The sequence below is a fragment of the Bradyrhizobium daqingense genome (assembly GCF_021044685.1).
GTDB lineage: Bacteria > Pseudomonadota > Alphaproteobacteria > Rhizobiales > Xanthobacteraceae > Bradyrhizobium > Bradyrhizobium daqingense.
Genome location: NZ_CP088014.1, coordinates 4062561 through 4088979, shown reverse-complemented (window position 1 = coordinate 4088979; position 26419 = coordinate 4062561). Strand labels below are relative to the sequence as shown.

General features: G+C 65.1%; 24 protein-coding genes. 13 read left to right on the top strand and 11 right to left on the bottom strand.

What is annotated here, in order from left to right; genetic code table 11:
* Positions 1 to 127 precede the first annotated feature (127 nt).
* Both LPJ38_RS19335 and LPJ38_RS19330 read left to right on the top strand, forming a co-directional pair.
* Positions 128 to 1303 carry a glycosyltransferase family 4 protein gene (locus LPJ38_RS19335; RefSeq protein WP_145627124.1) on the top strand — a complete coding sequence of 392 codons (1176 nt, stop codon included), beginning with the start codon at positions 128 to 130 and terminating at the stop codon, positions 1301 to 1303.
* Between the two features lie 29 nt (positions 1304 to 1332).
* Positions 1333 to 2868, top strand: a complete 1536-nt coding sequence (locus LPJ38_RS19330) for a glucosamine inositolphosphorylceramide transferase family protein (RefSeq protein WP_145627127.1) — start codon at positions 1333 to 1335, stop codon at positions 2866 to 2868.
* Here LPJ38_RS19330 and LPJ38_RS19325 read toward each other — a convergent pair.
* The 7 genes from LPJ38_RS19325 to LPJ38_RS19295 all read right to left on the bottom strand — a co-directional run bounded on the left by LPJ38_RS19325 (position 2855) and on the right by LPJ38_RS19295 (position 11324).
* Complete coding sequence (locus LPJ38_RS19325; protein WP_145627129.1) at positions 2855 to 4513, bottom strand: FAD-dependent oxidoreductase; 1659 nt, start codon at positions 4511 to 4513, stop codon at positions 2855 to 2857. The two genes, LPJ38_RS19330 and LPJ38_RS19325, sit on opposite strands and share 14 nt — an antisense overlap.
* A gap of 66 nt (positions 4514 to 4579) precedes the next feature.
* Positions 4580 to 5047, bottom strand: a complete 468-nt coding sequence (locus LPJ38_RS19320; protein WP_145627132.1) for a MarR family winged helix-turn-helix transcriptional regulator — start codon at positions 5045 to 5047, stop codon at positions 4580 to 4582.
* A 163-nt stretch (positions 5048 to 5210) separates the two neighbouring features.
* A complete protein-coding gene (locus LPJ38_RS19315; protein ID WP_145627135.1) occupies positions 5211 to 6158 on the bottom strand; it encodes an ABC transporter substrate-binding protein in 948 nt (315 codons plus the stop codon).
* A gap of 103 nt (positions 6159 to 6261) precedes the next feature.
* Entirely contained in the window at positions 6262 to 7296 is a 1035-nt protein-coding gene (locus LPJ38_RS19310) for an ABC transporter permease subunit (RefSeq protein ID WP_145627138.1), read from the bottom strand.
* On the bottom strand, positions 7289 to 8812 hold the full coding sequence (locus LPJ38_RS19305; RefSeq protein WP_145627140.1) for a sugar ABC transporter ATP-binding protein: 1524 nt from the start codon (positions 8810 to 8812) through the stop codon (positions 7289 to 7291). The genes LPJ38_RS19310 and LPJ38_RS19305 overlap by 8 nt, the downstream gene beginning before the upstream one ends.
* A gap of 130 nt (positions 8813 to 8942) precedes the next feature.
* Positions 8943 to 10388 carry a xylulokinase gene (xylB, locus tag LPJ38_RS19300; protein ID WP_145627142.1) on the bottom strand — a complete coding sequence of 482 codons (1446 nt, stop codon included), beginning with the start codon at positions 10386 to 10388 and terminating at the stop codon, positions 8943 to 8945.
* Positions 10389 to 10400: 12 nt separating this feature from the next.
* Entirely contained in the window at positions 10401 to 11324 is a 924-nt protein-coding gene (locus tag LPJ38_RS19295; protein ID WP_145627144.1) for a LysR family transcriptional regulator, read from the bottom strand.
* A 107-nt stretch (positions 11325 to 11431) separates the two neighbouring features.
* Between LPJ38_RS19295 and LPJ38_RS19290 the strand changes: the two genes are divergently transcribed.
* From LPJ38_RS19290 to LPJ38_RS19240, 11 genes are all read left to right on the top strand, one after another.
* Positions 11432 to 11755: a Dabb family protein gene (locus tag LPJ38_RS19290; protein ID WP_097659251.1), complete on the top strand. Its 324-nt coding sequence runs from the start codon at positions 11432 to 11434 to the stop codon at positions 11753 to 11755.
* Entirely contained in the window at positions 11752 to 12831 is a 1080-nt protein-coding gene (locus tag LPJ38_RS19285; RefSeq protein ID WP_145627146.1) for a maleylacetate reductase, read from the top strand. The genes LPJ38_RS19290 and LPJ38_RS19285 overlap by 4 nt, the downstream gene beginning before the upstream one ends.
* Positions 12832 to 12835: 4 nt before the next feature.
* Positions 12836 to 14200 carry an amidohydrolase family protein gene (locus LPJ38_RS19280; RefSeq protein WP_145627149.1) on the top strand — a complete coding sequence of 455 codons (1365 nt, stop codon included), beginning with the start codon at positions 12836 to 12838 and terminating at the stop codon, positions 14198 to 14200.
* A 21-nt stretch (positions 14201 to 14221) separates the two neighbouring features.
* Entirely contained in the window at positions 14222 to 15124 is a 903-nt protein-coding gene (locus LPJ38_RS19275) for an NAD(P)-dependent oxidoreductase (RefSeq protein WP_145627151.1), read from the top strand.
* A gap of 15 nt (positions 15125 to 15139) precedes the next feature.
* Complete coding sequence (locus LPJ38_RS19270; RefSeq protein WP_145627155.1) at positions 15140 to 16024, top strand: intradiol ring-cleavage dioxygenase; 885 nt, start codon at positions 15140 to 15142, stop codon at positions 16022 to 16024.
* A gap of 55 nt (positions 16025 to 16079) precedes the next feature.
* Positions 16080 to 17474 carry an FAD-linked oxidase C-terminal domain-containing protein gene (locus LPJ38_RS19265; RefSeq protein WP_145627158.1) on the top strand — a complete coding sequence of 465 codons (1395 nt, stop codon included), beginning with the start codon at positions 16080 to 16082 and terminating at the stop codon, positions 17472 to 17474.
* A 10-nt stretch (positions 17475 to 17484) separates the two neighbouring features.
* Positions 17485 to 19008, top strand: a complete 1524-nt coding sequence (locus LPJ38_RS19260) for a sugar ABC transporter ATP-binding protein (protein WP_145627163.1) — start codon at positions 17485 to 17487, stop codon at positions 19006 to 19008.
* Complete coding sequence (locus tag LPJ38_RS19255; protein ID WP_145627168.1) at positions 19001 to 19951, top strand: ABC transporter permease; 951 nt, start codon at positions 19001 to 19003, stop codon at positions 19949 to 19951. The genes LPJ38_RS19260 and LPJ38_RS19255 overlap by 8 nt, the downstream gene beginning before the upstream one ends.
* On the top strand, positions 19948 to 20925 hold the full coding sequence (locus LPJ38_RS19250; RefSeq protein WP_145627170.1) for an ABC transporter permease: 978 nt from the start codon (positions 19948 to 19950) through the stop codon (positions 20923 to 20925). Before LPJ38_RS19255 ends, LPJ38_RS19250 begins: the two co-directional genes overlap by 4 nt.
* Before the next feature lie 41 nt (positions 20926 to 20966).
* Positions 20967 to 21941, top strand: coding sequence for a sugar ABC transporter substrate-binding protein (locus tag LPJ38_RS19245; RefSeq protein ID WP_167520170.1), 975 nt, complete (start codon positions 20967 to 20969; stop codon positions 21939 to 21941).
* Positions 21942 to 22012: 71 nt separating this feature from the next.
* A complete protein-coding gene (locus LPJ38_RS19240; RefSeq protein ID WP_145627175.1) occupies positions 22013 to 22300 on the top strand; it encodes a YciI family protein in 288 nt (95 codons plus the stop codon).
* 246 nt (positions 22301 to 22546) lie between these two features.
* On the opposite strand, the gene LPJ38_RS19235 is transcribed toward LPJ38_RS19240, so the two are convergent.
* The 4 genes from LPJ38_RS19235 to LPJ38_RS19220 are packed head-to-tail and all read right to left on the bottom strand — an operon-like array spanning position 22547 to position 26406.
* Positions 22547 to 23539, bottom strand: a complete 993-nt coding sequence (locus tag LPJ38_RS19235; protein ID WP_145627177.1) for an ABC transporter ATP-binding protein — start codon at positions 23537 to 23539, stop codon at positions 22547 to 22549.
* A complete protein-coding gene (locus LPJ38_RS19230; protein WP_145627179.1) occupies positions 23536 to 24525 on the bottom strand; it encodes an ABC transporter ATP-binding protein in 990 nt (329 codons plus the stop codon). The genes LPJ38_RS19235 and LPJ38_RS19230 overlap by 4 nt, the downstream gene beginning before the upstream one ends.
* Positions 24526 to 24544: 19 nt before the next feature.
* Positions 24545 to 25468: an ABC transporter permease gene (locus LPJ38_RS19225; RefSeq protein WP_145627182.1), complete on the bottom strand. Its 924-nt coding sequence runs from the start codon at positions 25466 to 25468 to the stop codon at positions 24545 to 24547.
* Positions 25465 to 26406, bottom strand: a complete 942-nt coding sequence (locus tag LPJ38_RS19220) for an ABC transporter permease (RefSeq protein ID WP_145627184.1) — start codon at positions 26404 to 26406, stop codon at positions 25465 to 25467. The genes LPJ38_RS19225 and LPJ38_RS19220 overlap by 4 nt, the downstream gene beginning before the upstream one ends.
* Positions 26407 to 26419: the final 13 nt, after the last annotated feature.

The following is a 26419-nucleotide window of genomic DNA, read 5'->3' as shown; positions in this document are numbered from 1 at the left end:
GACAACACTGTTCCGCCCTCCGATGCATTAACTCCGTTTATTGCTAGTCGATGTCCGCGCGATGTCCGCATGGTAGGTACGGGATCAAGCAAGGTGAAAATTTCGTTTCTTCAGCGGGTCGGGATCCGTGCTCCATTACCAGCCGAACAAGGAGTTGGGCGAGACGACCGCGACAGCACTCAACCCGTCCGGCGGCAGCGGACGGAAGCTGCACGTCCTTCTCGTACAAACGCAGGCCGAAAACGCCGGCGCTCAGGAGATCACCAGGCTGCTCGGCGCCGGTCTCTCCGCGCGCGGTCACCGCGTCACCAATCTGTTCTTCTTCCGCAAGTCGGATTCATTCGACGAGCCGCCCAATACGCTCTACTGCGCCGCGAGCCGGCCGGGGCATCCGCTGGCCCTGCTGCGAATGCTGTCGACGCTCGGCCACCATATCAGGACAACCAGGCCCGACGCCGTTCTCACGTTCCAGCATTTCGGCAACGTCATCGGCGCCGGCGTGTCACGTCTTGTGTGCCGCGCGCCCGTCATCGCCAACCAGGTTTCGTCCGCGCTGTCGATGAGCTGGCCGGTCCGCACCGCCGACATCGTCATGGGCAGCCTCGGCTTCTTCGACCGCATCACGCTCAATTCGAAGGACATGGAACGCGAATATTCGCGTTATCCCGCGGCCTATCGCTCGCGCATGGTCCACGTCCCGCACGGCTTCGACGACAAAGCGCTCACCCTGTCGAAGGACGCAGCACGCCAGGAATTCAACCTGCCGCGGGATCGTATCCTGCTCGGCTGCGCGGCACGCCTGCACCCGCACAAGCGACTGGATGCGGCGATACGTCTGTTGCCGGATGAACCGACCTGGCACCTCGCACTGGCCGGACAGGGCGCCGATGAAGCCCGGCTGAAGCAGCTGGCTGACGATCTGAAGGTGTCGGACCGGCTGTATCTGCTCGGCGAAATCCCGCCGCGCCGGATGGCGGGCTTTCTCGCCTGCCTGGACGTGTTCGTGTTTCCGACGCAGGCCGAAACCTTCGGCCTGGCGGCGGTCGAGGCCGCAAACGCCGGTGTTCCCTCCGTCGTCACCGACCTTCCCGTGCTGCGCGAGGTGCTATCGTTCGAAGGAAAACCGACGGCCCTGTTCGTCGATGCGTCCGACCATACGAAGCTGTCGGCAGCCGTCTCCAGCCTTTTGACGGATCAACAACTGCGCGACGAACTGCGACAAAACGCCAAAGGCCTGCGGCTGCGCTATTCGGTAGATGCCATGGTGGAGGAATACGTTCGGCTTCTCAGCCAAGTCACTTGACGGGGCACCTTGGAATAGATTGGCTCGACATGATCATCGAGTTTCGCTGTGAACGTGAGCATGCGCGGCGATGGATGGACCGCGAGACGCTGTCGGTCGACGGCAAGGATGTCCCTGTTCAGATTGCTTGGACGGTAACGGCGCAGCCACGCCCCGGCGGCCTGGAGGCACTGTTCGAACTCGAACGCCTGGTATTGCACAAGGGCAAACGCAACGGCGTCGGCAGGCTGAACGTCATCCCGGACCGCACGCAGGCTCACGCCGGCACGGCCGACGTGGTCGTCGATTTCACCGGCGGCGCCCGGGATCCCAAATGTCCTGCCCGGCTCTATCTGCGCCCATTGTTCAATGGAACCGCAGGTGAAAACGCTGCGCTCGCCGCCATTCTCGCCGGTGATCTTCCAATGATCGAGATCGTCAACGACGTCGATGGTGCAGTCCTCGATCGCGGCCACCCTTCCGGAGAGATCGCAGCCGGCCTCAGCGGCGCGCTCGAAACCGTCATGGCGCGAACCCTCACCATGGTGGCGGCCATCCTGTCGGGGCGCCCGCGCATCGTGCCGCAACTGGCGCGTCCAGCCGGAGACGGCACTGGCCGCCACCCGGCGGCGCATGTCGCGCGCGGCCTCGCCGTATCGATTGCCAAGGAGATCTATCGGCTCTGCTGCTATGCCCCGCATTGGCATGTTGGATGGCGCTTCAATGACGGCCCAGGCGTCTGGCAAAGCGGAAATCTGTCGGGACCGGGCTGGAATGTCCTCGGCGATCCCGGCCATCGCTTCTACGCCGATCCGTTTCCCATCACATGGCAGGGGCGAACTTTCGTCTTCTTCGAGGATCTCGATCACCGCGTCGGCAAGGGCACCATTTCTGCGATCGAGTTCAACGACGCGGGCCCGGTGGGCGACGTCGTGCCGGTGCTGGAGGAGCCCTGGCATCTCTCCTATCCGTTCCTGATCGAGGACGATGGCGCGTTGTGGATGATCCCGGAGAGTTCGACCCATGACGACGTCGCGCTCTACAAATGCGTTCGCTTTCCGGACAAGTGGGAGCGGCACGCCACGCTCCTGTCCGGCCTCGAGCTCGCCGATGCGACGATCACACGGCACAACGGCCTGCACTATCTGTTTGGCGCCTGGCGCGACGGAACGGGCGGCTATTCGGATTCGCTGGCGATCTATTACGCCGACCACCTCCTCGGCCCCTGGTTGCCCCACGCCAGCAATCCGGTCCTGATCGATCGTGCGAGCACGCGGCCGGCAGGAAATTTCGTCACCATCGATGGCAAATTGTGGCGCCCCGTTCAGGATTGTGCCGACGGCTACGGCGCAGCGCTTGCGCTGGCCGAAATCGTCGAGCTGTCGCCGACGACATTCAGGCAGATCGTCCGCAACGCCATCAAGCCCGGATCGGTATGGCCCGGCCGGAAGCTGCACACATTGAACCGCTGCGGCCGGCTCGAGGTGATCGACGGATCGCGTGTGCAACCCAAGACCCGTGCCTTCGCGAGCAGACCTCCATCGGCCGTCTTACCTGCACGAGCCAATCCTTCTACTGTCCTTTAGCGTGGCCAAGGACGCGTCCGATCGTGCCGGCTTGTGACGCGCCGCCGCGCCAGGCCACGATCTGGTCGGGACGTATCAGAGCGAGGTCCGCCTCATAGAGATCGCGCAGGGATGCTGGCAGCGTAACCAGCTTCACATCGACCCCGAGCATGCGGACGGCGTCAGCGACTGCCGCGTGAGCTGTCTCGACCTCCCCGAACTGGAGCAGGGTCCATTCGAACCCGAACAGGTCGTACAGGGACACGCCGCCTTCCAGCCATGCGTGCGGTGCGCGGCCGCCGGGGCAAGCACTCGGGACATAGACGTTCGCAGCGTCGGGCGGCGGCTGGCTGCCATCGGAGATGATGATCGGCGAGCCGTCATAACGTCCGCCGAACGTGACGCCGGGAATGTTGAATTCGGCGCGCGCGTGCCGTTCGAGATACGCACCCGCGATCCGCCGCGCCTCGTCTCCCTGATCCGTCGCGTGCTCGATCTCCGGCGCGGGCGCGAACAGGCCGAGGGAGTCGGCAAAGCGCCGCGCATAATCGGTGTTGCGAAGCGCCACGGGTCGCCGCTCGATCTCGTAGCTGTCGAGCAGCGCGACCGGGCTGACGCCCTTGACGACGCTTGCGAGCTTCCAGCCGAGATTGACCGCGTCCTCGATCGCGGTGTTGTAACCGAGCCCTCCGGTCGGCGTGAACAGATGTGCCGCATCGCCGCCGAGGAAGACCCTTCCCCGCTGCATTCCGTTTGCGACCAGCGCGTGGCCGGCAGTCCAGGTCAGGAACGACAGCACCTCGCACGCGATCGGCACACCGCAAGCGCGCTGAAACGCTGTCTTGGCCTCAGTGACCGTGATCGCGCCTGCGTCTTCGCCCGGCCGGAGCTGGGTGTGGAACGCGAATTCGTCGCGCCCATTCACCGATGCCATGAAGGTGCGGCGATCGCCGTTGAAGCAATTGTACATCCACGCCTTGGCATGTGGGATGCTCGCGTAGAAATCGGGCGAGCGGAGATAGACCGCCAGCATGCGGCCGCCCATGAAATCGCGCTGCATCCCGGTCTCGCCGCCATAAACGATGCCGAGCGATTGACGAACCATCGAGCGCGGCCCGTCGGCGCCAACCAGGAAGTCGGCTTGGACCTGGAAGCGGCTGCCATCATCGAGACGTTCGACCTCGCCGGCAATGCCGTCGTCGCTCTCGACGTAACCGATGAGCCTATGGCCATAATTCAGCTTGATGCCGGGCAGCCGTTCGGCATGGCGGAGTAGCACCGCTTCGACATATTTCTGCGAGACCCGATGCGGCAGCTCCGCGGCGCTCCAGGAGCCCGACATACCCTTGATCAGCTCACCTGCCCGCGACGATGACGGCAGCGCAAACCGCGCCAGCTCATAACCTGCGTAACGCGTGAAATAGGCAACGTCGGTCGGATAGTCCGCAGGCAAGCCCTCCCGCCTGATCTCGTCGGCAAAGCCCAGCCGGCGGTAATGCTCCATCGAGCGCGCCTGCGTCGCATTGGCCTGCGGATTGAACGCCGTGCCGGGTTTTTCATCGACCAGGATCGCGGACACGCCGCGCCGGCCGAGCTCGTTGGCCAGCATCAGCCCGCATGGGCCCCCGCCCACGATGAGCACCGCGGCCGTCAGACGTGCTTCCAATACGCCCTCCCTACCAGCATCATCCCGCATGGTAAGGGCGCCTGACTATTTCGTCAAGTTGCCTGACTAATCGGCATCACCCAACGTGTCGAACTCCGCACCGTAGACCGCGAGCCCTTTCAGGATCGCGTCCATCGTGGTCTTGCCGAGCTCGGCGCGCATCTCCCGCTCGGCGACGTCGACGGCATCGCGGAATGCATCGAGCCATTTGCGCCCGGCCGGGGTGAACATGACGATGCGCGCGCGCCGGTCGGTCGGATCGGCGATGCGATCGACGAGGCCGAGCTCGGCGCATTGATCGACCAGTTCGCCCATCGCCTGCTTGCTCATGGAGGCACGGCGGGCGAGCTCGGTGAGCCGCGTCCCCTCCACGTCGAGATTGCGCGTAAGGCCGATATGCGCGATGCGTGTCTCGTCGTGGCCGCGCTCGCTCATTAGTTCGAGCACGCGGCCCTCGAACCGCCGTACCGCATTGTTGAGCAGGCGGCCGATATTGGCGTGCCGCCACGCGGTCCCGGATGTCCTTGCCTTCACGAGCTATGTTTCCGAATCGAGCGATCGAGATCGTGCCAAGCTAACACAAGAGGCAGCCCGGCGACGCTCGCATGGCCGATCATTGCACATGAGTCGGCGGACGGCGTCGATCAAGACGCCGCCCGTCATCGCGTGTCTGCGCTTACCGCTACGTAGCGGCGATCTACTGAGAACGATCCGACGTCCAGCCCTTGTAGGCGGCGACGTTGTCCCTGGTCACCAGCTTGGACGGCAGGAGCTCGAGGGGGGAGGCCGGCTTCTGGCCATTGAGAATGCCGACACCGACCTGGACGGCCCGCCGCGCCATGAAGAACGGATCCTGTGACGCCGAGGCCTGGATTTGCGGCGATTGCGGATCCTTTAGCGCAGCCTCGATATCGGGCGCGCCGTCGACCGCCGTGATGACGATACCGGTGCGGTTCTGCTGGCGCGCCGCAAGATCGGTGCCGATCGCCTGCGGATCGTTGATGGCGAAGATGGCGTCGATTTTGGGGAAGCGGGTCAGATAGCCCTGCGCAACCGTGAGACCGCCCTCGCGCGAGCCCTTGCCGTCCTGATCGCTGGACAGCACCTTGATGCCGGGATTCTTCGAGAGCACATTCTTGCAGCCGACAACCCGGTCGATCACGGCGGAGACCTGGGGTCCGTTCTCGATGATCACGTCGCCCTTCCCTCCCAGTTTGTCGACGATGTACTGGCAGGAGATCTCGCCGGCCTGCACGTTGTTCGTGGTCACCGTGGCGTCGGCGCCTTCGGCCGCGGTATCGACAGCGACGACGACGATGCCCGCCGCCTGCGCCTTCTTGATCGCCGGCCCGATCGCCTTGGGATCACCCGGATTGAGCAGGATCAGGTCAACGCCGGCAGCGATGAAATTGTCGATCTGGGTGACCTGCTTGCCGAGATCGTATTCGAAGCCGACGGTCGTGATCTTCACATTGGGATTGGTCTTCTTGGCCTCGAACTCGGCGCCCTTCGACAGCGCGACGAAGAACGGGTTGCCCATCGATCCCAGCGAGACGCCGATCGATTTGAGCTCCTTGGCAAAGGCTGGCGCGGTGCTTAGGGCGAGCGCCATGGCGGCACCGGCGAGCATGATCGTCTTCAACATGGATTTCCTCCCTGGTCTGTCTTTCGTCCCCGGCGCGGCAGACCAGTTGCCGCAACGGAACTTCGCATCAGGTTCTGGCGGAGCCTCAGGTTCTGGCGGAGCCTCAGGTTCTGGCGGAGCCTTGCAGCCGGTAGCGGTCCAGCGCCACGGCACCGATGATCACCAAGCCCTTGATCACATATTGCCAGATGTCGGAGACACCGATGAGGATGAGGCCGTTCGAGAGCACGGCGATGATCAGCGCGCCGACCAGTGTGCCCCAGATCGAGCCGATGCCGCCGACGAACGAAGTGCCGCCGAGGATCACGGCGGTGATCGCATCGAGCTCGTAGGACTGACCGAGCTGGAGGCCGTTGGCCGCGTAGAGCCGCGCCGCCTGCATGGCGCCGCCGAGCCCGGCGAAAAGTCCAGAGATACCGTAGACGAAGATCAGCACCGCCCAGACCTTGATGCCGGCAAGACGCGCCGCGCTTTCATTGCCGCCCACTGCATAGATATGCACACCGAGCACGGTCCGGCGCAGCACCAGCCACGAGACCAGGATGACGAGCAAGGCGATCACCGAGAGCCACGGGATCGAAGCAACGCCGGGGATGAGCGTCAGCGAGCCGTTACCGATGAAAGCATAGGGAATGGATGGATTGAACACGGTGGTGTCGGCCCCGAGCAGCCGCGCCAGGCCGCGAACCGCGGTGAGAGAGCCGAGCGTGACGATGAAAGGCGGCAGGCGGAGCAGCGCAATCAGCGCGCCATTGACGATCCCGAAACCGAGGCCCGTCAGCAGCGCGGCCGGCAGCCACAGCATCCCGAGCTCCGGCATCTTGGAAAGCGTCAAGCCCGCCATCGCGGAAGCCGCCAGGATCGAGCCGACCGAAAGGTCGATGCCGCCGGTGAGGATGACGAAGGTCATGCCTGCGGCGAGCACGGTGTTCACCGCGGCCTGCTGCAGCACGATGCCGAGATTTTGCCCGGTGAAGAAGCGCCCCTCGGACAGGAAATGAAAGCCAATGCAGAGGATCAGCAGCACCGGCAGCATGCCGAGCGCGCTGATCAGCATTCTCAGCCGCTGTCGGTTTGACTCCGCGGCTGAATCGTTGGTCGTCGCCGGCGCGGCTCGTGAAGCACCGTTGTCAGGCATCGAGATGCTCCATCCCCGTAGCAAGCGCCATGATGTCTTCCTGGTTGAGGGCGACTGCGGCTTCGCGCCTGACCTCACCGGCGATGTGCCCGGCACGCATCACGAGGACGCGGTCGCAGATGCCGATGATCTCGGGCAAATCGGATGAGATGACGAGGATCGCGGTGCCGGCCTTGGCCAGATTGTCGATGATCGAATAGATCTCGGACTTGGCGCCGACGTCGACGCCGCGCGTCGGCTCGTCGAGGATCAGGACCTTCGGCCCGATGGCGAGGAGCCGCGACAACAGCACCTTCTGCTGGTTGCCGCCGGACAGTCCACCGGCGGGGACGCCGACATTGGCAGCGCGGATGCTGAGCCCCGCGAACGCCCGGTCGGCCCGCTCGCGCGCCTTGTCGCGATCCAGGAACCAGCCGAGCTTGGCATCGTGCGCGAGCACGGCCAGATTGATGTTGTCCAGACATGACATATCCAGAAACAGGCCGAGTGCCTTCCTGTCCTCGGTCAGATAGGCGATGCCGGCCTCGAGTGCCGCGCCGGGGCTACGGATGTCGATCGGACGTCCCTCGAGTTCGAGACGTCCCGATATACGCGATGCAGCGCCGATGATGAGATGTGCAAGCTCGGTGCGACCGGCGCCGATCAGGCCGGCGAGGCCCACCACCTCGCCCGCATGCACGGTGAGCGAGCAACCCTTGACGCGCTGGCCATCGGCCATGTCGATCGCCGCGAGCACGGGATGCCCCCGCCCCGCCTCCGGATCGTGATCCTTCTTGTAGAACGAGGAGACATCACGCCCGACCATCAGCCGCACGATGGTGTCGGCGCGGATGTCGGGCTTGTCGAGCGATCCGACCAGCCGGCCGTCGCGTAGCACGGTAACGCGGTCGCCGAGCGCATAGACCTCGTCCATGCGATGCGAGATGTAGATGATGGCAAGTCCCTCGGAGCGGAGCTGGCGGATCAGCGTGAACAGCCGCTCGCTTTCCGCGGCCGACAACGACGTGGTCGGCTCATCCATGATCAGGATCTTCGATCTCGCGTGGAGCGCACGCGCGATCTCGACCAGTTGCCGCTGGCCCATGGAAAGATGCGCCACCAGCGTCGATGGCAGGAAGTCTGCGCCCAGCCGCTTCAGGATCGGGCCGACACCGTCGCGCATCATGCCGCGCGCGAGCAAACCCGATCGCGATATTTCCCGACCCAGATAGATGTTTTCGGCAACGCTGAGATTGGGAGCCAGTGAGAGTTCCTGGTAGATGATGGAGATGCCGGCGGCGCGGCCGCCGAGCGGACCTTCGATCCGCACTGCCCTGCCCTCGATGCGGATCTCGCCGCCGGGATCGGGCCTGTAGGCGCCGGACAGGATCTTCATCAGCGTCGACTTGCCGGCGCCGTTCTCACCCATCAAGGCATGGATTTCGCCCGCATAGACGGTGAGATCGACCGAGCGCAGCGCCTTGATGCCGAAGAAGGACTTTGAGACCCCACGCATCTCGAGGATCGGATCGTTCATCGTGCCTCCCGGCGCACAATGCGTTTCCCACCCGCGTCTCGATCTTCGTGTCAGCGCGGCTCACGCATTAAACAAAACGTCGCAAGATAGGGCAATACCGAATACACGGGAATGCAACGTCGGGGCGAGGCTAGTGGCGCGGCCGATACAGTTCGCGCCATGCGCGAAGGCGTTCCCCATAAGCATCGGTCAGCCCGGTGTCAGGTTCGAACGTCTCGATGCGTTGCGGTCGTGTGCACACGGCCGCGATTGCCTCACCGGTGACAGCAAGCCGCCCCAATCTCGCCGCACCGAAAGCGGCGCCGGATTCACCACCGGCAAAGCGATGGACCGGAACATTCAGCACATTGGCCAGCACCGCGAGCCAGAATGAAGATCGCGAACCACCCCCGATGACGTCGGCTTCCGTGATCGCGATGCCGACATCCGCGAGCGCATCGCGGCAATCGGCCAGCGCGAAGGCGACCCCCTCGAGCACCGCCTGCACGATCGCCGCGCGATCGCTGCCATGGCTCAAGCCATCGAGCATGCCGCGCACGTCGGGATCGTCGTGCGGGGTGCGCTCACCGGCGAGATAAGGCAGGAAGCTTACGGGCGACGGTGCGTGCGGACGCGATCCAAGCGGCGCCAGCAGTTCGGCCTCGCTGATGCCGAACAGACGCCCGGCCCAGGCGAGGCACGAGGCCGCCGAGAGGATCGCGCCCGCCTGAATCCACATGCCGGGAATGGCATGGCAGAAGGTGTGCACCGCGCGGTCCGGGTTGGCGGCGATCGCGTCGGTCGGAGCCATGATGGCGCCTGAGGTTCCCAGCGACACGAATGCAGCTCCCGGCCGGATCGCACCGATGCCGACGGCGCCCGCCGGATTATCGCCGGCGCCGCCCGCGATCACCGGCTCTCCCGTCATGCCCCAACGCCGCGCGAGCTCGCTGCGCAGCGTCGTTGCGGGTGCGCATCCCTCGACCAGACGCGGCATGTGCTCACGCGACAGGCCGGTCGCCGCCAGTGCCGCTTCCGACCAGTCCCGGCGCGCGGCGTCGAGCCACAGCGTGCCCGACGCATCGGAAACGTCCTCGATGGCTTCGCCTGACAGCGCCAGGCGCAAATAGGCCTTCGGCAACAGAACGAGTTTCGTCGCCGCAAAGATCTCAGGCTCGTGCGCTGCGATCCACAGCAGCTTCGGCGCGGTGAATCCCGGCATCGCCTTGTTGCCCGTCGTCGCCCGCAAGGCGGGCCAGCGTTGCTCCAGCACACGGCACTCGGCGGCCGAGCGTCCGTCGTTCCAGAGGATGCAGGGTCGCAAGGGTCGCAAGCTTGCATCGAGCAGCGTGGCGCCATGCATCTGGCCGGACAGCCCGATGCCTTTGACCGCCGCCAGCGCGCCGGCACGCGACGCCTTCAGTGCATCCAGCGTGGCAAAGGCCGCATCGATCCACTGCGCAGGGTCCTGCTCATAATGGCCCGATTGCGGCGAGGCGGTCGCGACCGGCCGGCTTTCGCTTGCAATGAGGCGCTGGGCATCGTCGACGAGAATGGTCTTGACCGCCGAGGTGCCGAGATCGATGCCGAGATACATGGATGCTCCCGCTCACTTCGCCGCGTCGATCCAGATTCCGGGCTGCGAATGCTCGCGGATGTGACTGACCAGGAAGTCGGAGAACACCCTGATCTTGGCGGGCAGCCTGACGCGGTTCTGATAGGCGATGTTCATGGTGAGCAGCGGCAGCTCCCAGCCGTTCAGGACGGGCACCAGCCGGCCGGCCGCGATATCACTCTGCACGATGTAGAGCGGCTGGATCAAAATGCCGAGCCCCGCGCGCGCCGCACCACAGATGATCTGGCCGTCATTGCTGTCGAGCGTCGGCGCGATCCGAATGGTCTGGGTCGTACTGCCCTTGCTCAGCCGCAAGGAATAAGGATCGTTGGCGAGGTTGTAGATCAGCATGTTGTGACGGGCGAGATCGGCCGGGTGCTCCGGTCGGCCGTGCTTCTCCAGATATGACGGAGCCGCCGCGAGCACGCGGTGCATCTGGCCGATGCGGCGGACGACGATGTTTGAATCCGGCTCGTGCTCCCTTGTGCGGATCGCGACGTCGATGCCGGCCTCGATGAAGTCCAGATAGCGGTTCGCGCTGATGATCTGCACGCTGAGATCAGGATAGAGCGCGCGGAAGGCGGGCAGCATCGGCGCGAGATAGATCATCGCAAAGGACAGCGAACTCGTCACGCGCAGCATGCCCTTCGGCGACAGCGCGCGATCGGAGACCGCATCCTCGGCCTCCGCGAGCTCGTTCAGGAGTGTGCTGCACCGCTGCAGCAGCTCCTGCCCCGCTTCGGTCAGCCATTGCCGGCGCGTGTTGCGCTCGATCAGCCGCACCGCAAGTCGCTCCTCCAGCGCACTGAGATGACGGCTCGCAGCCGCGTTCGACATCCGCAGTATTTCGGCAGCTTTGGAAAGGCTGCCGAGCTCAGCGGTTTTGGAGAAGACCTCGAGTTGGAGCAGTCGGTCCATTTTTGCGAATTTAGGAAAAGAGACTTACAAATTTTGGCCTTTATTTCCGATTTCTGCAAGGCAAAATGGCGCCAACAAAGCACGATTGCAGGCGAGGAAATCAGGAAATGTCGGGCCCGATCAGGCACATCGTGATGTGGCGGCTGCGCGGGGAGACCCCCGAGGAGCGCTCCGCCGCCCGGGTCAAGGTCAAGACCCTGTTCGAGGGCCTCAAGGGCCGGATCGACGGCCTCACCCATATCGAGGTCGGCATGGACGTCAGCGCGGTCGACTACGCCTGCGACGTGGTCCTGTTCTCCGAATTCACCGACCAAGCCGCTCTCAGCGCCTACGCCAACCACCCCGAACACCTGCGCGTGCGCGAGGCGCTGGGCGACTTGCGGATCGGACGCTTCCAGGTCGATTATCCCATCAAAGAGACCGGCGCATGATCGGTTCGTTCACCTATGAAAACCTGCCCTGCCGCGTCGTGTTCGGCAGCGGAACGCTGGCCTCCGCCAGGGCCGAAGTCGAGCGGCTCGGCGGCAAGCGCGCGCTGGTGCTGACGACACCGCAACAGGAGGCGCAGGGGAAGAGCCTGGGCGGAGCGCTCGGCCCGCTCTATGCCGGCATCTTTCCGGGCGCCACCATGCACACGCCGGTCGAGGTCACGGAACGCGCGCTCGCCGCGATGAAAACGTGCGATGCCGACTGCGTCGTCTCGCTCGGCGGCGGATCGACCACCGGCCTCGGCAAGGCGCTGGCCTTGCGCACCGGAATCAACCAGCTCTGCATCCCCACCACCTATGCCGGCTCGGAGATGACCCCGATCGTCGGCCAGACCGAGAACGGCCTGAAGACCACGGTGCGCGATGCCGCCGTGCTGCCGGAGACCGTGATCTATGATGTCGATCTCACCCTGACGCTGCCGCCGAGTCTGGCCGCGACGTCAGGCATCAACGCGATCGCCCATGCCGTGGAAGCGCTCTACGCACGCGACAACAATCCCGTGACCTCGCTGATGGCGGAAGAAGGCATCCGCTCGCTCGCAAGGGCCCTGCCCGCGATCGCCGCGAAGGCCGACGACCGCGAGGCCCGCACCGAAGCGCTCTATGGCGCGTGGCTGTGCGGCGTCTGCCTCGGCACGGTCGGCATGGCGCTGCATCACAAGCTCTGCCACACGCTCGGCGGCACCTTCGACCTTCCCCACGCCGAGACGCACACCATCGTTCTGCCTCATGCGCTCGCCTACAACGCACCGGCCGTGCCCGAAGCGACGGCGCGCATCTCGCGCGCGATCGGCGCGGCCGATGCATCTCAGGGACTCTTTGACCTTGCCAAGCGGCTGGGCGCCAAACTCGCGCTGCGCGACGTCGGCATGCCCGAGAGCGGCATCGACAAGGCGGCTGATCTTGCCGTTACCAAAGCCTATTGGAATCCGCGCCCGCTCGACCGGAACGCCATTCGCGACTTGATCGCACGCGCCTGGGCCGGCGAACCGCCTGTCACCATCAAAGCTGCGGCTTAAAGCGATGCGGCGCACGCTGATCAAATCCGCGACCGTCATCAGCATGGATGACGCGATCGGCGATCTCAACACCGGCGACGTGCTGGTCGAGGGCAATCGCATCGTCGATGTGCGCCCATCGATAGACGTCGCAGCCGACACCGAGATCATCGATGGCACGGGACGCATCGTCATCCCCGGCCTCATCAACGCGCATATGCATACGTGGCAGACGGGCTTGCGCGGCTTTGCCGCGAACTGGACGCTGCTGGAATATTTCCGCCGCATGCATGCCGGGCTTGCGACCGTGTTCCGGCCCGAGGACATCCATATCGCGACGCTGGTCGGCGCGCTGAACCAGATCAATTGCGGCACCACCACCTTGGTTGACTGGTGCCACAACAACCCGACGCCCGATCATACCGACGCCGCCGTACGAGGCCTGATCGAGAGCGGGATCCGTGCCGCCTTCTTCCACGGCTCGCCGAAGCCCGAGCCGAAACCCGGCGAGCCACATTTCTCGGAAGTGCCGCATCCGCGTCGCGAGGTCGAACGGCTGCTCGCAGGTCCCCTCGCCGACCGCGACGGTCTCGTCACGCTGGGGCTTGCCATCCTCGGCCCGCATTATTCGACGCTCGACGTCGCCATGCACGATTTCCGCCTGGCGGGCGAGCTCAAGCTGATCGCATCGATGCATCAGGGCGGCGGTCCGGCCAAGACATCAGGTGGCTGGGAGAAGCTGATTGAGGCCGGGCTCGTCGGCGCCGGCATCAACATCGTTCACGGCAACGATCTGCCCGACGATCTCCTGGACCGGATGGTCGATCTCGGCGTGTCCTTCTCGGTGACGCCCGAGAACGAGATGATCCAGGGCCACGGCTTCCCGATCACCGGTCGCCTCCTGAAGCGCGGCGTGCGGCCGACGATCGGGATTGATCTGGAATCCGTGCTGGCGGGCGACCTCTTCTCCGCCGCCCGCGTCGCGCTCTCGATGCAGCGGGCGCTCGACAATGCGGAGTCGCGCAAGACCAGCGGCACCATCCCGGCAACGACCACGATCCCCGTCCGCGAAGCGCTGCGCTGGATCACCACGGAAGGCGCGCGCATGCTCGGCCGCGAGCACCAGATCGGATCGCTGACACCGGGCAAGCTCGCCGACCTCGTCATCATCAACGCCTCCGATCTCAACCTTGTCCCGGTGCACGATCCGGTCGCAACCCTGGTGATGCAGACGAGCCTTGCCAATATCGAGTCTGTCATCATCGGCGGCGTCTGGAAAAAGCGCAACGGACGGCTGCTGGTTGACGGACTGGAGGCGAAGAAGCAGTCGCTGGCGCAATCCGGCCGGCGGCTGGTGCAAGACATCGAACAACAAGGACGCGCTGTCTGACGGCGCCGATGGACAACAACAATGACTGACGCTCTAGAGAAGGTTGCTTTCATTGGGATTGGCAAGATGGGCCTGCCGATGTCAGTGCTCGTCGCAAAGGCCGGTTTTTCCGTCACGGCGTTCGACCAGAGCGCGGCGCGGATCAGCGAGGCACGTGCGCAAGGCATTGCGATTGCCGCGTCCCCGGCCGAAGCCGTGAGCGGCAACGCCGCTGTCGTGACTTCCTTGCCAGACGACGCCGCCTTGCTCGGCGCGCTGCTCGGTCCGACCGGCATCATCGCCGCGATAACGCCAGGTGCTGCCCTCATCGAGACCAGCACCGTGAGCGTCGACGCTTCCACCGAGGTCGCAGCCGCCGCGCAGGCGCGCGGCATTGCCTATCTACGTTCACCGGTCTCCGGCAATGCCAGCATCGTGCATACGGGGGCGCTGACCTGCTTCGTGTCGGGGCCGAAGGACGCCTTTGAAAAGGCAAAGCCGTTGTTCGCCGCTTTCACCCGCGCCCAGACCTATCTCGGACCGGCCGAGGAAGCGCGCTACGCAAAGCTCTCGGTCAATTTGATGATCGCGGTGTCGGCCGCGATGATGGCCGAAAGCCTGGCGCTGGCGCGCAAGGGCGGCATTGCGTGGCAGGACATCTTGAAGGTGCTCGACGACAGCGCGGTGGCGTCCCCGATGGTGAAGTACAAGACCGCACCGCTGCGAAACCGTGATTTCGAGTCCACCTTCTCCTGCAAGCAGATGGCGAAGGATCTCGACCTGATCCTGGGTGCCGGCCACGCCGTCGGCGTGCCTCTGCAGCTCGCCGCTCAAGTGCGCGAGACCTATGGCTCGCTGGTGGCGCAGGGGGACGGCGAAACCGACTTCATCGCGACCGTCAAGCATCTCGAACGGCTGTCCGGCCTCGGCGAACCGAAGCTGTGATCAACGGAGGCCTCCATGCGAAACTTCAATGAGAACACGATCACGGATGCCGTGCTGGAGCGGATCGCGGGCGCAACCGATCCGCGGATCAAAGAGGTCAGCGAGGCGTTGGTGCGTCACCTTCATGCCTTCGTCCGCGAGGTGCGGCCGACCCAGAAGGAATGGGAATGCGGCATCGACTTCCTCACCCGCACCGGCCACATGTGCAACGACAAGCGCCAGGAGTTCATCCTGCTGTCGGACACGCTTGGCGTCTCCATGCTGGTCGACGCAATCAATCACCCGGTGCCGGAAGGGGCGACCGAGACCACGGTGCTTGGCCCGTTCTTCGTCCAGGCGGCACCGGAGAAGGACAGCGGCGCTGACATCTCCGCCCCGATGGAGGGCGATCCAATGCTGGTCACCGGCTCGGTCTCGACCGTCGACGGCAAGCCGCTGGCAGGCGCCATCGTCGACGTCTGGCATTCCGACGACGACGGCTATTACGACGTGCAGCAGCTCGACGCCATCGGCGATCTCGCGATGCGTGCCCGCTTCCACACCGACGCCAATGGCCGTTTCCATTTCTGGTCGATCAAGCCCGCGGCCTACCCCATTCCGCATGACGGCCCGGTCGGCGAGATGCTAGAGGCCCAGGGCCGCCATCCCTGGCGCCCGGCCCATGTGCACTTCATGATTTCAGCGCCCGGTTTCGAGCAGCTCGTGACGCACGTGTTCGTTGCGGGCGACCAATATCTCGACAGCGACGTGGTGTTCGGCGTCAAGGACAGCCTGATCCGCGAGTTCGTCCGTCATCCCGCCGGCCGTGCGCCGGATGGTCGCATGGTGGACAGCGCGTATTTTCATCTCAACTACGATTTCGGCCTGAAGCAGCTCGCGAGCAACGCGAGAGCCGCTTAAGCTGAACGACGGACCAAACAAGAGTCCGGCGACAGGGAGCAGACGGGAGCTGAGGATGGGACCGCGGGTCAGCACGGGCATATTGGCCGAGCGCCTCACCGGCATGATCGGTTCGCGCGCGAGCGTCGCGCGCGGTGTGCTGGATCAGCATGGGCAGAGCGAGTCGCATTATCAGAACCTGCCGCCGGATATCGTGGTTTTCCCTGAGACCACGCAGGAGGTCGCCGAGATCGTGAAGCTGTGTGCCGGCGCCGGCATGCCGATCGTCCCGTTCGGCGCCGGCACCTCGCTCGAAGGCAATGCGGCCGCAGTCGCGGGCGGCGTCTGCTTCGACTTCGCGCGCATGAACAAGGTGCTCGCTGTGCACGACAGCGACATGGACGTGGTGGTGCAGCCCGGCATCACGCGCAAGCAGCTCAATGCGGAGCTGCGCAACACCGGCCTGTTCTTCCCGATCGACCCTGGCGCCGACGCCTCGATCGGCGGCATGACGTCGACGCGCGCCTCCGGCACCATGGCGGTGCGGTACGGCACCATGAAGGACAACGTCATGGCGCTCGAGGTGGTACTCGCCGACGGCCGCGTGATCCGGACCGCGAAGCGCGCGCGCAAGTCGGCGGCCGGCTACGACCTGACACGCATGTTCGTCGGCGCCGAGGGGACGTTAGGGGTCATCACCGAGATCACGCTGAAGGTCCACCCCGTGCCGCAGGCGATCTCGGCTGCAGTCTGCAGCTTCGACACGCTGCACGACGCCGTGGACACCGCCATCTCCGTGATCCAGTCCGCAATCCCCGTCGCGCGCATCGAGCTGCTCGACGACGTCATGATGCGCGGCATCAATGCCTACGCAAAGCTCGGCTATCGCGAGGCCCCCACTCTGTTCTTCGAATTCCACGGCTCCGAAAGCTCGGTCGCCGAGCAGGCCGAGGCCGCGCAGGCGATCGCCGCCGATCATGACGGCCACGGCTTTGCCTGGGCCAAGGCGCCGGAAGACCGCAGCCGGCTCTGGCACGCCCGCGACAACACGCTCTATGCGGGCCTTGGCCTACGGCCCGGCGCGCGCGCCGTGATCACCGATGTCTGCGTGCCGATCTCGCGGCTCGCGGAATGCCTGACCGAGACGCGCCGCGATGCGGACGATCACGGCTTTACGGCACCGATCGTGGGCCATGTCGGCGACGGCAATTTCCACATGCTGATCCTGATCGATCCGGCAAAGCCCGAGGAGCCCGAAGGCGCCAAGGCGCTGCAGGCCCGCATGGTCGCCCGCGCCATTGCCATGGACGGCACCTGCACCGGCGAGCACGGCATCGGTCTCGGCAAGATCGGTTATCTCACTGACGAACTCGGCGAGGCCGTCGACGTGATGCGGTCCATCAAGTCCGCGCTCGATCCGAATGGACTGATGAACCCCGGCAAGATCTTTGCGAGCGGAGCCAAGACATGAGCAACAAGTCATGAGCGACGCGCTTCCGATCGAGGTCACCTCGCCCACACCGCTGCTGGAGCTGCGCGGCATCAGCAAGGAGTTTCCCGGCGTCAAGGCGCTCGACGACGTATCCTTTGCCGTCTACCCCGGCGAGGTCCACATGCTGCTCGGCGAGAACGGTGCCGGCAAGTCGAGCCTGATGAAGGTGCTGTGCGGCGCCTACCGCGCCGACGCCGGCGAGTTCTACCACAAGGGCGAGAAGGTCGCGATCTCCTCCACCGCGGATGCGCAGAAGCTCGGCATCGCCGTGATCTTCCAGGAATTTTCGCTGGTCCCGCATCTTGACATCGCCCAGAACATTTTCCTAGGGCGCGAGCCGAAGGGCCGCATCCCCGGCACCATCGACCGCCGCAAAATATTGGCCGACGCCAAACGCGTGCTCGACACCATCGGCTTCGAGATCGATCCCTCCACCACCGTCGACAAGCTCGGCGTGGCGCAGCAGCAGATGGTCGAGATCGCGAAGGCGATCAGCCAGAACGCCCGCATCCTGGTGATGGACGAGCCGACCGCAGCGCTGTCCGATCGCGAGACCGAGCTGCTGTTTGCACTGATCGGGCGGCTGAAGGCGGACGGTGTCTCGATCGTCTACATCTCGCACCGCATGGCCGAGGTGTTCGCCCTCGGCGACCGCATCACCGTGCTGCGCGACGGCCGCCGCATCGACGGCGTCCGCCCCGCCGACGTCACGCCGGACCAGCTCGTGCGCATGATGGTCGGCCGCAACGTCGACATGACCTATCCGCGCAGTTTTGCCGATAAGCCCGGCGAGGTGCTGCTGGAGGTCAAGGGCCTGAGCGCATCGACCGGCATCTCCGACATCAACATCGAGGTGCGCCGGGGCGAGATCGTCGGCCTGTGCGGCCTGGTCGGCTCCGGCCGCAGCGAGGTCGCCCGCGCCATCTTCGGCGCCGATCCCATGACATCAGGCGAGATCATCTTCGACGGCAAGGCCATTTCCGGCGAGCCTGATCTCGCCGCCCGCCGCGGCATCGCGCTGATCCCGGAAAACCGCAAGAGCGAAGGCCTCGCGCTGCTGCGCTCGGTCAGCGACAATCTCGTGGTGTCCGCGCTGCGAAAGCTGTTCCCGAGCGGCCTGTTCGATCAGCGCGCTGCGCTACGCACATCCGACGGCCTGATCCGGCAACTGCGCATTGCAACCCCGAGCGCACGCCAGACCGTCGGCCTGCTCTCGGGCGGCAACCAGCAGAAGATCGTGATCGGCAAATGGCTGGCGGCCGGCTCGAAGCTCTTCATTTTCGACGAGCCGACGCGCGGCATCGACATCGGCGCCAAGTCCGAGATCTTCGCCCTGATCGACCGCCTCGTCGCCGAGGGCGCGGCGGCCTTGATGATCTCGTCCGAGCAGGTCGAGATCTGCCATGTTTGCGACCGCGCCTATGTGATGCGCGAAGGACGCATCGCCGGACACCTGACACGCAACGAACTGACCGAGGAGAACATCGTGCGATTGGGGATGCATCATGCGTGAAGCCGCGGTCGTAGCTCAACCCAATCCGCTGCAACGCATTCCCGGCGTTGCCATGGTGCTGGTGCTGCTGATCGCGCTGTTCGGCGTGATAGCACCCGGCTTCCTTACGGTCGCCAACCTCTCCAACGTGCTGGTGCAGTCGACCATCCTGACCATGCTTGCGCTGCCGATGACGCTGATCATCATGACCGAGGGACTGGATCTGTCGATGGGCGCGGTGCTCACCCTCACATCCCTTTGCGTCGCCATCGTGTCGCTCGCGACCAACTCGATGTTGCTGGGCTTGGGTGTCGGACTGCTGGTCGGCACGACCTTCGGAGTCGCCAATGGCTGGCTGGTCGCCATCCTCGGCATCCCGCCCTTCGTCGCGACGCTCGGCACACTCGGCATGGCCCAGGGCCTGTCGCTGATCGTCAGCGACGGCCAGAGCGTGGTCGGCATCCCCCACAGCGTGCGTGACATCTATTCGGCGACGCTTCTGGGCGTCCCCGTTCCGATCGTGATGGCGCTGGTGACCTATGCGGTGTTTCACGGCCTGCTCTATCACACCCGCTTCGGCACCTACATCTTCGCCCTCGGCGGCAACCGCGAGGCCCTGCGCTATGCCGGGCTCTCACCGAACAAGCTGCTGATCGCCGTCTACGCGATCGGCGGCGCCATGGCCGGCATCGCCGGCCTGTTGATGACCGCGAGGATGAACTCCGGCCACCCGACCGCCGGCCTCGGGCTGGAATTCGACGCCATCGCGGCCGTCGCGGTCGGCGGCACCTCGTTCGAGCGCGGCAATGGCTGGCTGCTCGGTACGCTGCTCGGGGTCCTCTCCGTCGGTGTCTTGCGCAACGGACTGAACCTGATCTCGCTGCCGTCCTCGGTGCAGGTCGCAAGCGTCGGCGTGCTCGTCATCCTCGCACTGTTCCTCGACGGCCTCAGGAGCCGCGCATGACCGACATCACCAAGGACGCCATTGCACCGCCCCGCTCCTTCCTGTCGCAGGACGCGATCCAGCTGTTCTACCGGCTGCTCGCAGCGCTCCTGATCTGCGCGGTGCTTGCCGTGCTCAGCGATTCCTTCCTCAGCCTCGGCAACATCCTCAACGTGCTCCGGCAGGCGAGCCTGACCTTCTTCATCGCCTCTGGCCTGACGCTGGTGGTTCTGACCGCAGGCCTCGATCTCTCCGTCGGCGCCAACGTGGCGCTATCCGCGTGCATCGCCGGCACCGTGATCCACAAGACCGGCTCGCCCGCCCTCGGCATCCTCACCGGGCTTGCCTGCGGCGGCATCGTTGGCCTGCTCAACGGCATCATGGTCACGGCGCTCCGCATCCCCTCCTTCATTGCCACCTACGGCATGCTCTGGGTGCTGAACGGCCTCACCTATTGGTACATGGCGGGCGAGACCCTGCACGGCTTCCCGGCCGGCTTCCGCCAGATCGGCAGCGGCTATCTGTTCGGCCTGCCGATCCCGGTCTATCTGCTGCTGGTGTTCCTCGGCATAGGAACGTTCTTCGCGCAGCGGACGATTTGGGGTCAGGAGATCTATGCGATCGGCGCCAATCCGGTCGCGGCGCGGCTTTCCGGCATTCCGGTCGCGCGCCGCCTGCTGCTGGTCTATGCGGTCTCGGGCACCATGGCGGGACTGGCCTCGATCATCTTCCTGTCGCGGCTCAATTCGGCCGAGGCCGATATCGGCGAGAGCCTGACCTTGCCAGCAATCGCGGCCGTGCTGATCGGCGGTACCTCGCTGTTCGGTGGTGTCGGCACGGTGTTCGGCACGTTCATCGGCGCGCTGATCCTGACGCTGGTGCTGAACGGCATGAACCTGCTTTCGGTCAGCGCCAACTGGCAGCCGCTCGTCACCGGCGTCATCGTCATTCTCGCGGTCTGGCTCGACATGAAGACCCGCCGCCGCGCGCAATGAGTACTTCGAATCCAACAAGCAAAATGAGGGATGGAGGCAACATGAAACGGACACTGAGCTATATGGCGATGCCGCTGCTGATGGCGGCTGCGTTCACCACGCAGGCGCGTGCCGACGGCGAGACCATCGCCGTCTTCACCAAGAACCAGACCAACCCGTTCTTCCAGACGGTGCGGGTCGGTGCCGACAACATGGCGAAGACGCTGAACGCGAAGACGCTGCAATACATCCCGACCAAGCCGGACTCGATCCCCGAGCAGCTCAGCCAGATCGAGGACGTCGTCGTGAAGAAGCCGAGCGCGATCGTATTCACGCCGGTCGACTACAAGGCGATGGTGCCGGGCGTCGAGAAGATCAACGAAGCGAAGATCCCCGTGGTCAACATCACCGACCGTTCGGCCGGCGGCAAGTTCCTGTCCTTCGTCGGCGCCGACGATTACAGCCTTGGCCTGGAGACGGCGCGCTTCCTGCTCAAGACGCTCGGCGGCAAGGGCAACATCGTCATCATCGAGGGCGTCAAGGGCTCGCTGACCAATGTCGACCGCGTCCGCGGCTTCAACGACGCCCTGAAGGAGGCTCCCGGCGCCAAGCTGCTGGCCTCGCAGCCCGGCAACTATCAGCGACTCCAGGCGCTCCAGGTGATGGAGAACCTGATGCAGTCGAATTCGCAGATCGACGGCGTGCTCGCCGCCAACGACGCCATGGCAGTCGGCGCAATCGAGGCGCTCGACGGCGCCAACCGCAAGGCACAGGTGATCGGCATCAACGGTACCAAGGAGGCGATCGACGCGATCAAATCCGGCAAGCTGCTCGCGAGCGGCGACTACAATGGATTTGCGCAAGGCTGCCTCGGCACCATGATGGCGATCCGCTCCCTGCGCAACCAGCCGGTCATCAGCGAGATCGTGTTGAAGCCGACCGTCATCACCAAGGACAATTACCAGCCGTTCGACGTGCCGCTGGAGCAGCGCACCTGCCCGACCTTCGAGGACGCTGGCAAGCTCAGCGCGAAATAAACCGATCATCACGAAACCGGACGGCCGCGCCTGCGGCCGTCCCAACAATTGAAGCAAGACACGGAGACACCATGCTGTTCGCCATTCACGCCGTCGACCGCGCCGGGGCGCTGCCGACCCGCCTCGCCAACTACGACGCCCACAAGGCTTTCCTGAGCGACACCTCGCGCTTCGGCGTCCAGATCGTGATGTCGGGCCCGCTCGTCTCCGACGACGGCCAGACGATGATCGGCAGCCTGTTCCTGATCGAGGCGCCTGGCCGCAATGAGGTCGAAACCTTCAACCGTGCCGATCCCTTTGCCGCAGCGGGAATCTGGGAAAAAGTGACGATCACGGGCTTCCTGCGCCGGCAGGGTTGAGGCCGGTCGAATCAGAGGGCGAAAACAACCCCATGCACAGTAGGGATGAGGTTGTTTCTGCTCAGGAATTTCTGTCGCGCCTTTCGGCCCCGTCCTGGTGAAGATTCTCACGTGCAAAGCCCACGCGGCATGCCAGATGGGCAGCTCGACTTTGACACGTCGGGCAAAACAGGGGCATGATGCCATCATCCCCCGATCGTCAGTCCCTCGCTTCCAGACCTGTCACCGCAGGCGCTGGCGCAACGGCTATCCGGCCGCTGCCGGTGCAGCCTCTTCGAGGTGACAGGCCACCCACTGCTCGGCTCCGGTCGCGCGAAGCACCGGCTCCTCGACCCGGCAGCGGTCGAACACGAAGGGGCAGCGGGTGTGGAAGCGGCATCCGTTCGGCGGATTGATCGGGCTCGGCACGTCGCCCTTGAGGATGATGGGATTGCGCTGGGCACCGGGCTCGGGGAGCGGCACTGCGGAGAGCAGCGCCTTGGTGTAGGGATGCCTCGGCGCCGCAAAGATCTCGCGGCGCGGGGCAACCTCGACGATCTTGCCGAGATACATCACGGCGACGCGGTGGGTCATGTGCTCGACGATCGCAAGATCATGGCTGATGAACAACAACGCGAGGCCGAACTCGCGCTGGAGATCTTGCAGGAGATTGACGATCTGCGCCTTGACCGAGACGTCGAGCGCGGAGACTGCCTCGTCGCAGACGATCAGTTCGGGCTCCGCCGCGAGCGCCCGCGCGATGCCGATGCGCTGGCGTTGGCCGCCGGAGAACTCGTGCGGCCGGCGATTCAGCGCCTCGCGCGGCAGACGGACGGTGTCCATCAGCGCGGTGACGCGCACCTCAAGGTCTTCCGCCGATTTGGCGAGGCCGAAATTGCGGATCGGCTCGGCCAGGATGTCGCGCACGCGCATGCGCGGATTGAGGCTCGAGAACGGATCCTGGAACACCACCTGCACGCGGCGGCGCATCTGCCGCATCGTGCTCGGTGCGGCGTCGTCGATGCGCTGGCCGTCGAGGATCACCTGCCCTGCCGTGATGTCGAACAGCCGCAATATGGCGCGGCCGACCGTCGACTTGCCGCAACCGGACTCGCCCACGAGCGACAGCGTCTCACCGCGGGCGATCTCGAACGAAACCCCGTCCACGGCATAGACAAATTCGGACTTGCGACCGAACAAGCCGCTCTTGACCGGAAAATGCTTCTTGAGGTCGTTGACCTGGAGCAGCGGAGGACTCATGCCGCGACGGCTCCCTTGGCCGCATAGTGGCAGGCGGCAATGTGACGGGGCCCCTTCTCCTCCAGCCCTGGCGCATATTGCCGGCAGAGATCGGTCGCAAGCGCGCAGCGACCGGCGAAGACGCAGCCGATAATGGGCTTGCGCAAGTCAGGCACCTGGCCGGGAATTTCGGCGAGCCGCGTCGCCGTCCCGGCGAGCGACGAGCCGAGCTTCGGCACCGCGCCGAGCAGGCCCTGCGTATAGGGATGGCGCGGCGAACGGAACAACTCGGCCACCGGCGCCTCCTCGACCTTGCGGCCGGCATACATCACCATGACGCGTTCGGCGATCTCGGCGACGACACCGAGATCATGGGTGATCAGGATGATGGCCGCGCCGACCCGGCGCTTGAGGTCCAGCATCAGCTTGAGGATCTGCGCCTGGATCGTCACGTCGAGCGCGGTGGTCGGCTCGTCCGCGATCAGGAGCTTCGGATTGCAGGCGAGCGCGATGGCGATCATGACGCGCTGGCGCATGCCGCCGGAGAGCTGATGCGGATATTCTCGCACCCGCCGCTTCGGCTCCGGAATGCCGACCAGCGTCAGCATCTCGATTGCGTGCGCCTCGGCGGCCTGCTTGTCGAGGCCCTGATGGATCATCAGGGTCTCGCGGATCTGGCGGCCCACGGTGAGGACCGGATTCAGGCTCGTCATCGGCTCCTGAAAGATCATCGAGATATCGTTGCCGCGGATGGCGCGCATCTCGCGGTCGGAAAGCTGCAGGAGGTCCCTGCCCGCAAAGCGGATGGTCCCCGCGATCCTGCCCGGCGGTTCCGGGATCAGCCGCATCAGCGACATCGAGGTCACCGACTTGCCGCAACCGGACTCGCCGACGATGGCCAGCGTCTCACCCTCGTTGACGTGGAAGGACACGCCGTCAACCGCGCGGTTGATGCCGCCGGGAGTGCGGAAATGGGTCTGGAGGTTATCGACTTCGAGCAGCGCCATCGTGGTCAGCCTCGCGACATCACAGACTCTTGGCCATGCGCGGATCAAGCGCGTCGCGTAGGCCGTCGCCAAGCAGATTCACGGCGAGCACGGTGACTGACAGGAACGCCGCCGGGAAGAACACGATGTAGGGCTTGACCTGCCACAGCGCGCGGCCCTCGGCCATGATGTTGCCCCAGGACGGAATGGTCGGCGGCGTGCCGGCGCCGATGAAGGACAGGATCGCCTCCGTGATCATGGCGCTGGCGCAGATATAGGTCGCCTGCACCAGCATCGGCGCCACCGTGTTGGGCAGGATGTGGCGCAGGATGATCATGGGCGTGCGCGTGCCGCAGGCCACCGCCGCGTCCACATAGGGCTGCTCGCGCAGCGACAGCACGACGCTGCGCACGAGGCGCGAGACGCGCGGGATCTCCGCGATGGTGATGGCGAGGATGACGTTGCCCACGCTGCCGCGCGTCAACGCCATCAGCGCGATCGCGAGCAGGATCGGCGGGATCGACATCAGCCCGTCCATGAAACGCATCAGGATGCCGTCGGCCCAGCGGATGAAGCCGGAGACCATGCCGATGGCGAGGCCCGCGATAGACGCGAATATGGCAACTGACAGTCCGACGGTGAGCGAGACCCGCGCGCCGAACAGGACGCGCGAATAGATGTCGCGGCCGAGCACGTCGGTGCCGAACCAGAAATCGGTCGACGGCGCCCGCGTGCGTTTGGCGGGCGCGAGCGCGGTCGGATCGACTGTTCCCAGATAAGGCGCGAAGATCGCAATCAGGACCAACGTCAGCAACAGCGCGCCACCGATCGCAACGGTAGGATGGCCACGCAGGAGCCCGATGAAGCCGCGCCGGATCGTGACCGGCCGGAGGATCTCGGGCAGTTGCGGCGCGACGACGAGACCGGCCGGGAGCGATTGCGGATTGAAGGTCGTATCGGTCAATAGCGGATCCTCGGGTCAACAAGCGTGTAGATGACGTCGATCATCAGATTGACGAGGACGTAGACGAAGCTGAACAGCAGCACGATGCCCTGGATCACGGGATAGTCGCGGCGCAGGATCGCATCGATCGTGAGCCGGCCGAGGCCGGGGATCGCGAACACGCTTTCGGTGACCACCGCGCCGCCGATCAGGAGCGCAATGCCGATGCCGATCACGGTCACGATCGGCACCGCCGCGTTCTTGAGCGCGTGAATGAACAGGATGCCACCCTGCCCCAGGCCCTTGGCACGCGCGGTGCGGATATAATCCTGCTGCAACACTTCGAGCATGGCCGCGCGGGTGATGCGCGCGACCAGCGCGATATAGACACAGCCGAGCGCGATCGCCGGCAGGATCAGGTTCTCCAGCCACGGCCAGAAGCCTTGCGCAAGCGGCGTGTAGCCCTGCACCGGCAGCCATTCCAGTTCGAGCGCGAAGATGTAGGCGAGCATGTAGCCGACGACGAAGACGGGCAGCGAGAAGCCGAACACGGCAAAGCCCATGATGACGCGATCGATCAGGCTGCCGGCCTTCCACGCCGCCACCACGCCGAGCGGCACCGCGACCACGATCGTCAGCAGCAGCGTGATCATCATCAGCGACAGCGTCGGTCCCAGCCGCTGGCCGATCATCGCCGACACCGGCAGGTTGGTGAAGATCGAGGTGCCGAGATCGCCGTGCAGGATGCGCCAGACCCAGCTGCCGAACTGGACCAGGAACGGACGATCGAGGCCGAGGCTCTGGCGGATGCGCTCCACATCCTCCGGGCTAGCCTGGTCGCCCGCGATCACCACGGCGGGATCACCCGGCGCGATGTAGAGCAGGCTGAACACGAACAACGCGACGATCGCCATCACCGGCAAGGTCGCGACGATGCGACGGAGGATGTAAGAGAGCATATGGCTTCAGCGC